The sequence below is a fragment of the Sulfurimonas sp. HSL3-2 genome, from assembly GCF_039645965.1.
Classification (GTDB): Bacteria; Campylobacterota; Campylobacteria; order Campylobacterales; family Sulfurimonadaceae; genus Hydrocurvibacter; species Hydrocurvibacter mobilis.
In genome coordinates this window covers 1,647,086-1,661,692 of the sequence record NZ_CP147917.1, presented here as the reverse complement: position 1 = coordinate 1,661,692, position 14,607 = coordinate 1,647,086, and the positions used below count along the sequence as shown (strand labels likewise).

At 41.2% G+C, this 14,607-nt stretch carries 8 protein-coding genes, 1 tRNA gene and 3 rRNA genes; 9 read left to right on the top strand and 3 right to left on the bottom strand.

Translation table 11 applies throughout. The features are described from left to right. The first annotated feature begins 23 nt into the window (after positions 1-23). A complete protein-coding gene (gene pyrF / locus WCX87_RS08370) occupies positions 24-707 on the top strand; it encodes an orotidine-5'-phosphate decarboxylase (protein ID WP_345979172.1) in 684 nt (227 codons plus the stop codon). Here pyrF and WCX87_RS08365 read toward each other — a convergent pair. Then, positions 704-1,150, bottom strand: a complete 447-nt coding sequence (locus WCX87_RS08365; protein ID WP_345979171.1) for a hypothetical protein — start codon at positions 1,148-1,150, stop codon at positions 704-706. The two genes, pyrF and WCX87_RS08365, sit on opposite strands and share 4 nt — an antisense overlap. A gap of 59 nt (positions 1,151-1,209) precedes the next feature. On the opposite strand from WCX87_RS08365, the gene dbpA reads away from it, so the two are divergent. From dbpA to rrf, 5 genes are all read left to right on the top strand, one after another. After that, positions 1,210-2,586: an ATP-dependent RNA helicase DbpA gene (gene dbpA / locus WCX87_RS08360; RefSeq protein WP_345979170.1), complete on the top strand. Its 1,377-nt coding sequence runs from the start codon at positions 1,210-1,212 to the stop codon at positions 2,584-2,586. Between the two features lie 372 nt (positions 2,587-2,958). Next, positions 2,959-4,477: ribosomal RNA gene (locus tag WCX87_RS08355) — 16S ribosomal RNA — on the top strand. 129 nt (positions 4,478-4,606) lie between these two features. Beyond that, a tRNA-Ile gene (locus tag WCX87_RS08350) sits at positions 4,607-4,683 on the top strand. 235 nt (positions 4,684-4,918) lie between these two features. Beyond that, positions 4,919-7,834 (top strand): 23S ribosomal RNA (locus WCX87_RS08345). A gap of 133 nt (positions 7,835-7,967) precedes the next feature. Then, positions 7,968-8,083, top strand: a 5S ribosomal RNA gene (gene rrf, locus WCX87_RS08340). The 16S, 23S and 5S rRNA genes sit together here with 1 tRNA gene alongside, the layout of an rRNA operon. 292 nt (positions 8,084-8,375) lie before the next feature. On the opposite strand, the gene WCX87_RS08335 is transcribed toward rrf, so the two are convergent. Beyond that, on the bottom strand, positions 8,376-9,320 hold the full coding sequence (locus WCX87_RS08335) for an endonuclease/exonuclease/phosphatase family protein (protein WP_345979169.1): 945 nt from the start codon (positions 9,318-9,320) through the stop codon (positions 8,376-8,378). A 54-nt stretch (positions 9,321-9,374) separates the two neighbouring features. Continuing rightward, complete coding sequence (locus WCX87_RS08330) at positions 9,375-11,324, bottom strand: M3 family metallopeptidase (protein WP_345979168.1); 1,950 nt, start codon at positions 11,322-11,324, stop codon at positions 9,375-9,377. Positions 11,325-11,469: 145 nt separating this feature from the next. On the opposite strand from WCX87_RS08330, the gene pyrH reads away from it, so the two are divergent. From pyrH to WCX87_RS08315, 3 genes are read left to right on the top strand one after another with little or no spacing between them, the layout of a single operon-like run. After that, positions 11,470-12,180, top strand: a complete 711-nt coding sequence (pyrH, locus tag WCX87_RS08325) for a UMP kinase (RefSeq protein WP_345979166.1) — start codon at positions 11,470-11,472, stop codon at positions 12,178-12,180. Positions 12,181-12,215: 35 nt separating this feature from the next. Next, entirely contained in the window at positions 12,216-12,428 is a 213-nt protein-coding gene (locus WCX87_RS08320; protein ID WP_345979164.1) for a DNA-directed RNA polymerase subunit omega, read from the top strand. A gap of 16 nt (positions 12,429-12,444) precedes the next feature. Next, positions 12,445-14,598: a RelA/SpoT family protein gene (locus tag WCX87_RS08315; RefSeq protein ID WP_345979163.1), complete on the top strand. Its 2,154-nt coding sequence runs from the start codon at positions 12,445-12,447 to the stop codon at positions 14,596-14,598. Positions 14,599-14,607: the final 9 nt, after the last annotated feature.

Sequence of the window (14,607 nt, the reverse complement as noted above, 5' to 3'; positions counted from 1 at the left end):
AAAATAGATATAAAAGAGTTAATATGGAATTATGTGTAGCACTTGACCTGCCGAGCAAAGAAGAAAACTTAGAATTAGTAAAAAAGATAAAAGATTATGATGTATGGCTAAAAGTCGGTTTTCGCTCATATATCCGTGACGGTGCGGAGTTCATACAAGCTATAAAAGAGATAAATCCGGATTTTAAAATATTTTTAGACCTGAAACTTTATGATATACCAAACACTATGGCAGATGCTGCAGAATCTATCATGGGGCTTGGCGTAGATATGTTCAATGTCCATGCGAGTGCAGGTAAACGTGCGATGACTACGGTTATGGACAGACTAAAAAGCTATGAAAAACGTCCTATTGTCCTAGCAGTGACGGCACTTACATCTTTTAATGAGGATGAGTTTAGTTATGTTTACAATGAAAGCATAGCAACAAAAGCGGATAAGTTCGCCCGTGATGCATATGAAAGCGGTCTTGACGGTGTCGTCTGCAGTGCATTTGAAAGTGAATCAATAAAAAATATAACATCAAAAGAGTTTATGACGCTGACTCCGGGTATCCGTCCGTTTGGTGAAGATGCAGGCGATCAACAGCGTGTTGCAGATATCGATTATGCACACTCAGCGATGGTAGACTTTATCGTGGTTGGACGTCCGATATATAAAGCGGAAGATCCCGCTGCCGTCGTTACAAAGATTATAGAAAAACTTTAAACGGCTCTTTGATGAAAATATGCATCATTCTGTAAGTAGATATTTGCAATATTTGATTTCTGTACGCTAAAATCGGTACTCCCGAGTTTTGGCGCTAACGGGTAACTTTTGTTTTGCTGTGCAGTTACTTTATATGTAGCTTGCTTGTAAGCACCTTCTCTCTTTTTTAAAATATCAAAACTGCTTACATTTAAGCTTTCATCCAGACTTTTAGCGATCTCTTTATCTGATGAGATCTCTTGCTGCATACGAAGTTTGTTAAAAAAAGTACTCTCTTTATTTATATAATCAACAGGAAAAGACTTCGGGGCATTGTAAGTATCGATAGTCTTATATAGAAACTGCTCTTTAAAACTGCTCTGCGCTTTTGTTGTCTGTGCAGCTGATTGTTTGTTATAGGGCTGAGTAGGATTTATATAACTATTGTATGTTGATATGTACATAATTTAATTGTAGCATTATCTATGCCAATATGATGTTATACTTTCAAGAAAGATTTAAAATGCCGCAAAAAAGTTTCTCTACATTAAATATCTCAGATAAGTTGCTAAAAAATTTAGATTCATTAAGTTTTACAAGTATGACTCCGATTCAGGAACAAGCGATTCCTATTATTATTCAAGGTGAAGACCTTGTCGCAAAATCAAAGACAGGCAGTGGAAAGACCATAGCTTTTGGTATAGGTCTGCTTCATAACCTGGATGTTAAGGATTTCAACATCCAGTTTTTAGTCATCTGCCCCACTCGTGAGCTGAGTGAACAGGTTGCATCGGAGCTAAGAAAACTCGCACGTTCGGAACATAACGTGAAGATCGTGACGATCTACGGTGGAGACTCTTTCGCAAACCAAAAACGCTCGTTAGAAAAAGGTGCTCATATAGTCGTAGGTACTCCGGGGCGCATCATCGATCATATAGGTAAAGAGAGTATTGATCTCAGCCATATCAAGATATTGGTACTTGATGAAGCGGACAGGATGCTTGATATGGGATTTTTTGACGACATCTCATATATTAAGACAAAACTTCCGTCAAAACTTCAAACGCTTCTTTTTTCGGCGACGTATCCTGAAAACATCAAAAAACTTGTATCAAGCATTATGAAGACGCCAAAAACTGTGACCATCGAAGAAGATAATGAAAAGTTTTTAAAACAGTTTATATGTAAAGTAGATAAAAACAATAAGTACGAGACATTAAAAACCGTACTGCTTTCATACAGACCCGATTCGGCAATCATCTTCTGCAACACGAAGCTTGAAGTCGAAGAGCTGACACACAGACTTTACAGTGACGGTTTTGATTCGGAGTTCTTTCACGGCGGCTTAGAGCAAAATATCAGAAATGAGATGCTGCTGATGTTTGCCAACAAAAGCATACCTATACTAGTCACGACAAACCTTGCAGCCCGCGGTATAGATATTAAAAACATATCGTTAGTCATCAATTATGACATACCGCATGATCCTGAAGTCTATCTGCATAGAGTAGGGAGAACGGCAAGAGCAGGCGATGAAGGTGTGAGCATAAGTCTCTATGATGATTTTAGCCTCAAATATCTAAACGCTGTAAAAGAGCTGATAAAAACGGATATAGACGAGCTGGATATTAAAGAGCTTACATATAATAGCAAATCACCTATCCAGGCAAAATATATAACACTTCATCTTCTTGCAGGTAAAAAAGACAAAATCCGTGCAGGCGATATAGTCGGAACTTTCATAAAGACACTCGGATTGGATAAAGATTCAGTAGGTGATATAGATATTTTACAAAAAGATTCATATGTCGCGATCAAAAGAGAATGTTTTGATAAGAAGATATCGAAGATAAAAGAGATAAATATTAAAGGGAAGAGAGTAAGGATATTCATTTTATAAGAAAAGGTAATGAAAAAAGAGGGTAAAAATTACATAAATCAACAAATTTAAAAATTTCTCTAAAATTCTTTGGAAAACCTCTTGACATTGAATTAAAATTTTCCTATAATTCCCGTCCACAAACGATGAGACCTAAAGTTTAGGCCTTGAGAGACGAAAGTTTTTCTAGTTTGAGATCATTGAAAACTAAGCAAGTAAATGACAAGATAACTAACGAAAGTTAGCAGTTTTTGAGTTTACTTAAATAACTAATAACACAACCGTCTATTCATATATTATATATATGTTTAGATACATACATAAAAGACCATTATCTTCGGATAGTGGCGAAGCCAATGATTTTTCAATCTTGGGCAAAGATTAGACAAACCAATTATGGAGAGTTTGATCCTGGCTCAGAGTGAACGCTGGCGGCGTGCTTAACACATGCAAGTCGAACGGTAACAGGAAGAGCTTGCTCTTTGCTGACGAGTGGCGCACGGGTGAGTAATATATAGTTAATGTGCCCCAAAGACCGGGATAGCCACTGGAAACGGTGATTAATACTGGATACACCTTTTAAGCTCAAGCTTAATCGGGAAATGTCTTTTCGCTTTGGGATCAGACTATATCCTATCAGCTAGTTGGTGAGGTAAGAGCTCACCAAGGCGATGACGGGTAGCGGGTTTGAGAGGATGATCCGCCACACTGGTACTGAGACACGGACCAGACTCCTACGGGAGGCAGCAGTGAGGAATATTGCACAATGGGGGAAACCCTGATGCAGCAACGCCGCGTGGAGGATGACGCATTTCGGTGTGTAAACTCCTTTTATTAGGGAAGAAAATGACGGTACCTAATGAATAAGCACCGGCTAACTCCGTGCCAGCAGCCGCGGTAATACGGAGGGTGCAAGCGTTACTCGGAATCACTGGGCGTAAAGGACGCGTAGGCGGGTTGCCAAGTCAGGTGTGAAATCCTACAGCTTAACTGTAGAACTGCACTTGAAACTGGTAACCTAGAGTATGGGAGGGGGAGATGGAATTAGTGGTGTAGGGGTAAAATCCGTAGATATCACTAGGAATACCGAAAGCGAAGGCGATCTCCTGGAACATAACTGACGCTAAGGCGTGAAAGCGTGGGGAGCAAACAGGATTAGATACCCTGGTAGTCCACGCCCTAAACGATGTTCACTAGTCGTCGGGATGCTTGTCATCTCGGTGATGCACTTAACAGATTAAGTGAACCGCCTGGGGAGTACGGTCGCAAGATTAAAACTCAAAGGAATAGACGGGGACCCGCACAAGTGGTGGAGCATGTGGTTTAATTCGAAGATACGCGAAAAACCTTACCTGGCCTTGACATTGATAGAATTCTGTAGAGATACGGAAGTGCCTTTCGGGGAACTTGAAAACAGGTGCTGCACGGCTGTCGTCAGCTCGTGTCGTGAGATGTTGGGTTAAGTCCCGCAACGAGCGCAACCCTCGTCGTTAGTTGCTAACAGTTCGGCTGAGCACTCTAACGAGACTGCCTTCGTAAGGAGGAGGAAGGTGAGGACGACGTCAAGTCATCATGGCCCTTACGGCCAGGGCTACACACGTGCTACAATGGGGCGTACAGAGAGTTGCGATACCGCGAGGTGGAGCCAATCTCTTAAAGCGTCTCTCAGTTCGGATTGTTCTCTGCAACTCGAGAGCATGAAGCTGGAATCACTAGTAATCGTAGATCAGCATTGCTACGGTGAATACGTTCCCGGGTCTTGTACTCACCGCCCGTCACACCATGGGAGTTGATTTCACCCGAAATCGGGAAGCTAACCTTCGGGGGGCTACCGCTTACGGTGGAATTAGCGACTGGGGTGAAGTCGTAACAAGGTAACCGTAGGAGAACCTGCGGTTGGATCACCTCCTTTCTAGAGTAAGCATTAAGATTCGTTTCTTAGATGCAATACAAAGAAAATCTCACACGAGATGTTAGTTATTAAGTTGTTTACTTGCTTAGTTTTCAGTGATCTAAGTTCATTCACATTTAGATTATTCTCGGGCCTATAGCTCAGCTGGTTAGAGTGCACCCCTGATAAGGGTGAGGTCCCAGGTTCAAGTCCTGGTAGGCCCACCATTTGAGTTATAAGTGCTTAAAGAAGAGAGTAGAGAAGAAGTTTAATATCAGAACTATGAGTATAGATTTGATATTAGACTTTTAAGTCTAAGAAGTTCATTAAATTATTATTGTTAAAGTCAACTAAAGTAAAGAAATAGAAGCGATTCTATGGATTGAAATTACAACTACAACAGATCACTGTCTTATGTTAAGTAAGGCAGTGAGCGCACGATCTAGAAATAGATCAACTTAGAAAAAAGATATTAAGGGCCATAGGTGGATGCCTTGGCTGGTAGAGGCGATGAAGGACGTATTAGGCTGCGAAAAGCCTCGGGGAGCTGCCAAAGAGCTTTGATCCGGGGATATCCGAATGGGGCAACCCAGCATGGCGCGAGTCATGTTACCCTACGGGGGGCGAACTTGGGGAAGTGAAACATCTCAGTACCCAAAGGAAGAGAAATCAAACGAGATTCCCATAGTAGCGGCGAGCGAAATGGGATTAGGACAAACCAAGTGCTTGCACTTGGGGTTGCGGACTGCATACGGCATTTGAGTCGATAGATGAGCACTTTGGAAAGAGTGGCCATAGAGGGTGATAGCCCCATAATCGAAATCGACGATAAGCTAGCAGGATCCAGAGTAGGTCGGGACACGTGTTATCTTGACTGAAGCAGGGGGGACCACCCTCCAATCCTAAATACTACTACCAGACCGATAGTGAACCAGTACCGTGAGGGAAAGGTGAAAAGAACTGCGGTGAGCAGAGTGAAATAGAACCTGAAACCTATGGCTTACAATCATTCGGAGCACTATTATATATAAGTGTGACGGACTGCCTTTTGCATAATGAGCCTGCGAGTTGTGGTATCTGGCAAGGTTAAGCGAACGCGAAGCCGTAGCGAAAGCGAGTCTTAATAGGGCGACATAGTCAGATGCTGCAGACCCGAAACTGAGTGATCTATCCATGAGCAGGTTGAAGCTGGTGTAAGAGCCAGTGGAGGACCGAACCCATTGACGTTGAAAAGTCTCGGGATGACTTGTGGATAGGGGTGAAAGGCCAATCAAACTCAGTGATAGCTGGTTCTCTCCGAAATATATTTAGGTATAGCCTCGAGCATTAGCATACAGGGGTAGAGCACTGACAGGGCTAGGGCTGCCTACCGCGGTACCAAACCCTATCAAACTCCGAATACTGTATGTGCAACCTCGGGAGTCAGGCGGTGGGTGATAAAATCAATCGTCAAGAGGGGAACAACCCAGACTAGCAGCTAAGGTCCCAAAGTTACATCTGAGTGGAAAAGGATGTGGAGTTGCTGTGACAACCAGGAGGTTGGCTTAGAAGCAGCCATCCTTTAAAGAAAGCGTAACAGCTCACTGGTCTAGCGATTCTGCGCCGAAAATATAACGGGGCTAAGATGTACACCGAAGCTCTAGATTCATAGTTTACTATGAGTGGTAGGAGAGCGTTCCAAGCAGCGTAGAAGCCATACCGGTAAGGAGTGGTGGAGCGCTTGGAAGTGAGCATGCAGGCATGAGTAGCGATAAAAGGGATGAGAATTCCCTTCGCCGTAAACCCAAGGTTTCCTACGCGATGCTCGTCATCGTAGGGTTAGTCGGGACCTAAGTCGAGTCCGAAAGGGGTAGACGATGGCAAATCGGTTAATATTCCGATACCGACGGTTGTTCATTTGAGTGATGGGGGGACGCATAGAGTTAAACGAGCTCACTGATGGAATAGTGGGTCGAAGGACGTAGGAAGTAGCATAGGCAAATCCGTGCTGCAATATTCCGAGATCTTACAGGCAATTCAATCTCTTCGGAGAGCGAGTTGAATCGTTGATACTGTCGTGCCGAGAAAAGCCTCTAAGCGAGAACAGCCGTTGCCCGTACCGTAAACCGACACAGGTGGGTGAGATGAGTATTCTAAGGCGCGTGGAAGAACCCTGGTTAAGGAACTCTGCAAACTAGCACCGTATCTTCGGTATAAGGTGTGCCTTTATTGTGAAGAGATTTACTCTTGGAGCAAGAAAAGGTCGCAGCAAAGTGTCCCTCCCGACTGTTTACCAAAAACACAGCACTCTGCTAACTCGTAAGAGGATGTATAGGGTGTGACGCCTGCCCGGTGCTTGAATGTTAAAAGGATTTGTTAGCTCTGCGAAGCATTGAATTGAAGCACAAGTAAACGGCGGCCGTAACTATAACGGTCCTAAGGTAGCGAAATTCCTTGTCGGTTAAATACCGACCTGCATGAATGGCGTAACGAGATGGGAGCTGTCTCAACCAGGGATCCAGTGAAATTGTAGTGGAGGTGAAAATTCCTCCTACCCGCGGAAAGACGGAAAGACCCCGTGCACCTTTACTATAGCTTGACATTGCTATTGGGATATTCATGTGCAGGATAGGTGGGAGCCGTTGATGTAGATACGCCAGTGTCTACGGAGGCATCGTTGAGATACCACCCTTGAATATTCTGATAGCTAACTTGGTACGATTATCTCGTGCGAGGACAATGTCTGGTGGGTAGTTTGACTGGGGCGGTCGCCTCCTAAAAAGTAACGGAGGCTTACAAAGTTCGGCTCAGGTGGGTTGGAAATCCACCGTAGAGTATAATGGCATAAGCCGGACTGACTGTGAGACATACACGTCGAGCAGAGTCGAAAGACGGTCATAGTGATCCGGTGGTTCTGTGTGGAAGGGCCATCGCTCAAAGGATAAAAGGTACGCCGGGGATAACAGGCTGATCTCCCCCAAGAGCTCACATCGACGGGGAGGTTTGGCACCTCGATGTCGGCTCATCGCATCCTGGGGCTGGAGCAGGTCCCAAGGGTATGGCTGTTCGCCATTTAAAGCGGTACGCGAGCTGGGTTCAGAACGTCGTGAGACAGTTCGGTCCCTATCTTCCGTGGGCGTAGGAAAGTTGAGGAGAGCTGACCCTAGTACGAGAGGACCGGGTTGGACGTGCCACTGGTGCACCAGTTGTTCTGCCAAGAGCATCGCTGGGTAGCTACGCACGGATGTGATAACCGCTGAAAGCATCTAAGCGGGAAGCCAACTCCAAGATGAACTTTCCCTGAAGTACGCTTGAAGACTACAAGCTTGATAGGCTGGATGTGTACGCAGAGTAATCTGTTTAGCTGACCAGTACTAATAGTACGTTCGTCTTTTTTTTAGCTCACTGCCTTACTTAGTGTAAGAGTGGTCTGTTGTTGTAATACGACCTGTTGACTTTAACAATACTAAACCCCCTGTAAATCCATAGCAATTGGATATAAGCGCATCTAGGTGCTTTTATATCCGATTGTCTAGGTGGCTATAGAGAGAGGGAAACGCCTGGCCCCATTCCGAACCCAGAAGCTAAGCCTCCCATCGCTGATAATACTGCACCTTTCAGGTGTGGAAACGTAGGTCGCCGCCTAGTTATCGGATTTACTACTTCAATTACTATCAATCACTAATCACTTTTAAAACCTTATTATCAAGTACTTAGCTCTTGAATACCTTTTTATTTTTATTTTTTCATACTTATTTCAATAGAATTATCCTTATTATTAGTCTAGCATTTATGTCGGTTGTAACATCTGCAGAGCTGAGAAATTGGAATGGAGTTACTATTTCTTAGGAACCTAACGAAGTTAGGCTCGAAGCCGTTGCAGAGTTTTTGCTTACTTTTTGCGGACAAAAAGTATGAAAGAAAAAGCTTACATGTAAAACTATTTTACAAGAAACTCAGCAGTAAGAGGTAGGTGGTCGGAGTAGCCTTTTCCTAAATGTTTTTTAGGTTTTTTTCTACTCATCTGCCATCTGTTTATCTTCCCTTTTACGACATGGTAGTCTGTTGTGAAATGACTTATAGATCCGCTGATATAGTGGAAGTTCTTGTTTTTTAATAGGTAGGGTGTTACGATGATATTATCGAGTGCCTCTTTTCTCTTTTTAAATTTATAGGTGTATCTGTTGCCTTCGGCTGTATCGTACCATAGGTTGTAGAGACAATCTTTACATGTAAGAGCTGTTGATGCTTTTGTTGTGAGTTCATCAGTATGGAGTATATTGTTTATCCCTGTAATGCCGTTTGTGTTGTTGTGCCATTTATTGAGTCTTTTGTTCTCTTCATAGTCTGAGTTGAAATCACCCAGAGCGATGATGTTATTGTTAAAGCCTATCTCTTCTATCCTCTGATAGAGTTTTTTTGCACAGAGGACTCTTTCGTTCTCTTTACCGCCTTTTGATTTCCAGTGGTTTACAAATATATATAGCGGCTCTCCATCGATATCCAGTTTTGCTTCTAATATGTTTCTGTATCTGAAGGTAGCATTTATAGGAGTCTCTTTTTTATAAAGGATCTTATATTTACTTAGCAGTGCGACTTTTACAGTCGTGTTCTTTGCATCGGCTATCGCATAGTACTGATAGTATAAACCATCTCTTTTAAGTCTATTTTTGAGGTCTTTAAGTGCTTCAAGAGACTCGATCTCTTGTAAAGCTATGATATCTGCTCCAATGTCCTTTATGACCTTTGCAGTATGCTTTATCTTGATGTCATATGTCTTTTGGTTCCACTGTGAAACAGTATTTGGTATATATTCTTTGTACTCATATCCCGATTTTTTCAGATCAAAAAGATTTTCTACGTTATATGTTGCGATTTTTATCACTTTATCTCCATATAAAATTGATACAAGCAGTATAGATAATACAAATAGTCTCATCTATTTTATGCCGTTTAACCTTAATAGATTATTTACATCAGGTTCTCTTTGCATAAGATCGACAAAAAGCTTCTGCATACTGTAGCTGCCGCCTTTTTTTAGTACGATATCAAGGTAGCCTTTGGCTGTTTTCGAGTCAAATATACCTTCGTCGACTATCTGAAAGAATGTGTCTGCACTCAGGACTTCAGCCCATTTATAGCTGTAGTATCCCGCTGCATATCCACCGGCGAATATATGGGAAAATCCGTTTTGAAACTTGTTGTACGAAGGCGGTTTTATAAGGGCCGTTTTCTCTCGTATACCGTCTAGAAGATCTTGTACTTCCTCCCCTTTATAGTTGTCCATATGGAGTTTAAAATCAAAGAGTGAGAACTCCAGCTGTCTCAGCATAGAAAGAGCAGATTGGAAGTTTTTGGAGAGGATCAGTTTTTCTATCATCTCATCAGGCAGTATTTCACCTGTTTTATGATGTTTTGCAAACATCTTGAGCACCTGAGGTTCGTATGCAAAGTTCTCAAGCAGTTGTGAAGGAAACTCTACGGCATCCCATTCAACGCCGTTTACGCCGCTGACTTCGTTTTCATTCACTTGAGAGAGAATATGATGGATCGTGTGTCCCATCTCATGGAAAAGCGTCACTACGTCATCATGACGGAGCAGAGAAGGGTTTTCTTTGCTTGATGGCGGAAAGTTACATACGACAAACGCAGAAGCCAGCTGTTCTTCGTTATTTTCATCCTTGCAGTGTGTCTGCCAGTTATGCATCCATGCACCGCCGCGTTTATCTTTTCTTGACTCTAGATCCATATATATTCTGGCTGTTATCTTGTCATTTAGATATACGTCATATGCCTTGGCTTTTTCATCCCAAAGCGGAACATCGACACTCTTACATGTAAAGCCGAAAAGTTTTTCTAAGAACTCAAAAAGACCGTTTACTACCGAATTTTGTTCTAGGTAAGGACGGTAAAGCTCTTCGTCTATGTCATATTTTTTATGTTTTAGGATCTCACTGTAGTAAGCCATATCGTAACTTTTGATCTCTTCATCGGTTACTTCTTTTAGTTCGACCAGCTCATTTTTTGCCTGCTCTATAGAAGAGTCTATAAGCTTTTGTATGAACTCTACGACCTTATCCGTAGAAGGTGCCATCTTCGATGCTATGGAGTATTCGCTGTAGTTGTTAAATCCTAAGAGTTTTGCCATCTCCTGTTTTAACTCTAAAAGTCTGTCGATTATCTCGGCATTTTGAGGAGCTCTAGTCGTATATGCTTTATACAACACCTCTCTAATCGCCTGATTTTTACCATAGGTCATATAAGCTATATATGTCGGCATTTGAAGGTTTAGCTTGTATCTTGTCGTACCGTTATCGTCAAATTTTAGCTCCTCTATATCGCTGGCAGGGACTCCTTCGACATCTTTTTCATCGACGATATACTCAAACTCGTTCGTTGCGTCTAAAAGGTTTTGCGAGAAGTTATTTGAGAGGTCGTTTAGTTCAAGATGGATCTTTTGGAGTTTCTCTTTTGTATCATCATCCAGGTGTGCACCGCTTAGTTCGAAGTTTTGGATGTTTAGTTCTAAGACTCTTTTTTGTTCATCATTAAGGTCTTTTTCATTTTCTGAGATCTCTTTTAACGCTTTGTAGATATCAAGGTTTTGACTCAGTTTAGTTGAATATTCCGTGATGATAGGAAGTGATTTAGAGTAGACTTCTTGTGTCATTTTTGAATTTTTAATAGAGTTTATATGCGATAAGGGTGTAAAAAATTGATCGAGTTTCTCATCCATCATCTCAAAAGGCTTCACAAAGTTTGTGAATGTTTTCTCTTTAATACTTAGTAATTCGTTTATTTTGTTGTTGTTTTGATCAATAATTGATGACAAATCATCGATAAATGTGTCTAAATTTACATCAAAATCTAAAAAATATTCTTTATGCATCCAGCTTTCCAATCGGTTCTAATTTTAATGGATATTGTATCTTAGTTAGGATAAACTCATATTAAATTCTCCAAAAGAGATTTTCTAAAAGCCTTTTTAAAGCGATTTTTATATATAATTGCGTGATTTAATATAAGGGTGCTGAATGACCAATAAACGTGTATTAGTTAAGTTTTCCGGTGAAGCTTTAGCCGGTGAAGCCGGGCATGGTATTGATACCAAGATCCTAAAGTATATTGCAGGTGAGATAAAATCTTTAGTTGATGCAGGTATTGAGGTCGGTATAGTGATCGGCGGTGGTAACATCATTCGTGGTGTAACTGCAGCAAAAGATGGTATCATTAAACGTACATCCGGTGATTATATGGGTATGCTGGCGACGGTTATCAACGGTGTCGCTATGCAAGAAGCGTGTGAATACACAGGTCTTCAAGTCCGTATGCAGACAGCTATTAAAATGGAGCAGATCGCCGAACCTTATATCAACCGTCGTGCAGTTCGTCACCTTGAAAAGGGCAGAGTCGTTATATTTGCTGCAGGAACAGGAAATCCGTTTTTTACAACAGATACGGCAGCGACACTTCGTGCGGTTGAGATCGGTGCAGACATGATCATAAAAGCAACGAAAGTCGACGGTGTCTATGATAAAGATCCAAACAAGTTTGATGATGCCGTTAAGCTTGATACTTTGACTTACGATCAAGCACTAAATGATCATATAAACGTTATGGACGATACATCTATTGCACTTGCAAAAGATAACAAACTTCCAATAGTTGTTTGTGATATGTTTAAAGCGGGTAATCTGCTTGATATCATAAATGGAAATATGAAAAACTGTTCTATAGTTAGATAAGTTATTCTAGATAAATCAAATAAAAGGTTTTAACAATGAGAGTAGAAGAATTAACTGCAAAAGCGTTAGAAGTAGCTAAAATAGATAGATATGTATTGGCTATTGCCGTATCAAAACGTGCCGATGAACTTTTAAACGGAAGTCCAAGTAAACTTAACATTGACCCAAAATCAATCAAAGCATCTGATTTAGCATTAATGGAAATCGCTGAGGGCCTTGTCGTTATAAAAGGCTTTGACAAAAAATAACTTCTAAAGTAAGATCTTGAGCCGATTAAATTTAGAAAAGATAAAACATCTTCATACTGTTGACTCGGCAACAGATTACCTTTATAAGCAGATACAGCCTTCTGAGAAGTTAAAAGAAGCTCTTGACTTCTCTGCAAAAGCCCACGAAAATCAGTTTAGAAAAAGTGGTGAACCCTACATAATCCATCCGATACTCGTTGCTTCAATAGTCGCTACGATCACTAATGACGAAGCGATGGCGATCGCTGCACTTTTACATGATATTGTCGAAGATACGGACACATCAGTTGATGAGATAGCAGAACGCTTCGGTCCTGATGTCGCTCATCTTGTCGAAGGTCTGACAAAGATAGATATCATCCGCGATGCCGAACTTATCCCTTCATCATCAGATGAAAAACTCATAGTATCAGCACTCTCATTTAGAAAGATGCTTGTCGCAAGTATTCATGATGTAAGAGTTCTTGTCGTAAAACTCTGCGACAGACTTCACAATATGCTGACATTAGATGCACTGGCACCTTATAAACAACATAGAATAGCAGAAGAGACTTTAGTCGTTTACGGACCGATAGCGCACAGACTCGGTATCTCTTTTTTAAAGAATATGCTTGAAGACTTGAGCTTTGCATATCTGTTTAAAGAGGAAAAACATTATATAGATAACTATCTGGACACGAACTACAGAGAGTTGGAGACAAGACTCGATGACTTTAAACAGTCTGTCTCAAAACTCTTGATCCAAAACGGCTATTGTGAAGATGATTTTGAGATACTCAGCCGTGTAAAACATAAGTACTCGATATATCTTAAGATGCAAAGAAAAGGGATAACGATAGATGAAGTCCTAGACCTTCTTGCTATCAGGATCCTTGCAAAAAGCGAGATCGACTGTTATAAGATACTTGGTATTATCCATCTTCATTTCAAGCCTTTGGCATCAAGATTTAAAGACTATATCGCTATAGCAAAAGAAAACGGCTATCAGACGATCCATACCTCTGTCTTTTTTAACTATGTCATATTTGAGGTACAGATACGTACATTTACTATGCATAAAACGGCAGAGTATGGAGTCGCAGCCCACTGGAAATATAAAAACGGCGGGAATGAGATCAATCTTGACTGGCTGAAAAATCTTCAGTACCAAAACGAGTCTGTAGAAGATTTCTATGAGATGATAAAAAATGATCTTTACAGTGAAGATATCAGTGTCTTTTCACCAAAAGGGGACGCTTATACGCTGCCAAGAGGTGCGGTTGCACTTGACTTTGCTTATGCAGTTCACTCTAAGATAGGCGACTGTGCATCTTCATGTATGGTAAACAAGGAGAAAGTCTCTTTGTTATCCGAACTGCAAAACGGTGATATCGTCAATATCATCACGGAAAAAGAACCTATCAGCAGATGCAGCTGGCTGGATGCCGTTCAGACCTCTAGAGCGAAGACATATATGAAAGCTCTTTGTAACTCAAAGTTCAAGCATATAGACTCTCTGACGAGCATAAGTATCGTGGCTACTATCATGGGATTGAATAACTCACGTGTCGATGAGTGGTTTACGGCTAATAACTGCGGCGAAGCAAGACTGAGAATTCCAAATGATCTCAATCAGCTAAAAGAGACTATTGCAAAATATGTCGAGGAACTAAGTCAAAACAAACGATTTACCAACTTTTTGACAAGAAGAAAGTTCAAGTTCAAAGAGTCGGTTTATCAAGGTGTAAAAGTCATAAGTAACAAATCTATAAGCGGTTTGATCTTCGATTATTGCTGCCACCCTAAGATGAGTGATCCGATAGTCGGGATACTTCACGGTTCAAAGGTGCATATACACCATAAGATGTGTCAAAATGCTCTGCATCAGATAAAAGAGAACGTTCCGATGGTATATGTAAAATGGGAAGATAAAAAAGTCTACCATTACCATATCATCGTCAGTCTTCAAAACGGAAAGGGTGCGCTTGCAAACTTTCTGACATATCTGGCGAAGATGGATATAGATATTATGAGTATTGTGTTAGGGAAGGAAAAAGTGGATCATGTACACTATTGTGAGATCGATTTTCACTCCACAGAAGCAAACATTTATCATCTACAGGGTAAAATTGAGAAAAAAGTTAAAGTAATAAATCTGGTAAGAACAGATGACGTTTATAAGAAAGATTAAGAATTAGGA

Bases quoted from the DNA above. Each gene is read 5' to 3' on its own strand.
- pyrF (WP_345979172.1), top strand. From the start codon at position 24: ATGGAATTATGTGTAGCACTTGACCTGCCGAGCAAAGAAGAAAACTTA.
- WCX87_RS08365 (WP_345979171.1), bottom strand. From the start codon at position 1,150: ATGTACATATCAACATACAATAGTTATATAAATCCTACTCAGCCCTAT.
- dbpA (WP_345979170.1), top strand. From the start codon at position 1,210: ATGCCGCAAAAAAGTTTCTCTACATTAAATATCTCAGATAAGTTGCTA.
- WCX87_RS08330 (WP_345979168.1), bottom strand. From the start codon at position 11,324: ATGCATAAAGAATATTTTTTAGATTTTGATGTAAATTTAGACACATTT.
- pyrH (WP_345979166.1), top strand. From the start codon at position 11,470: ATGACCAATAAACGTGTATTAGTTAAGTTTTCCGGTGAAGCTTTAGCC.
- WCX87_RS08320 (WP_345979164.1), top strand. From the start codon at position 12,216: ATGAGAGTAGAAGAATTAACTGCAAAAGCGTTAGAAGTAGCTAAAATA.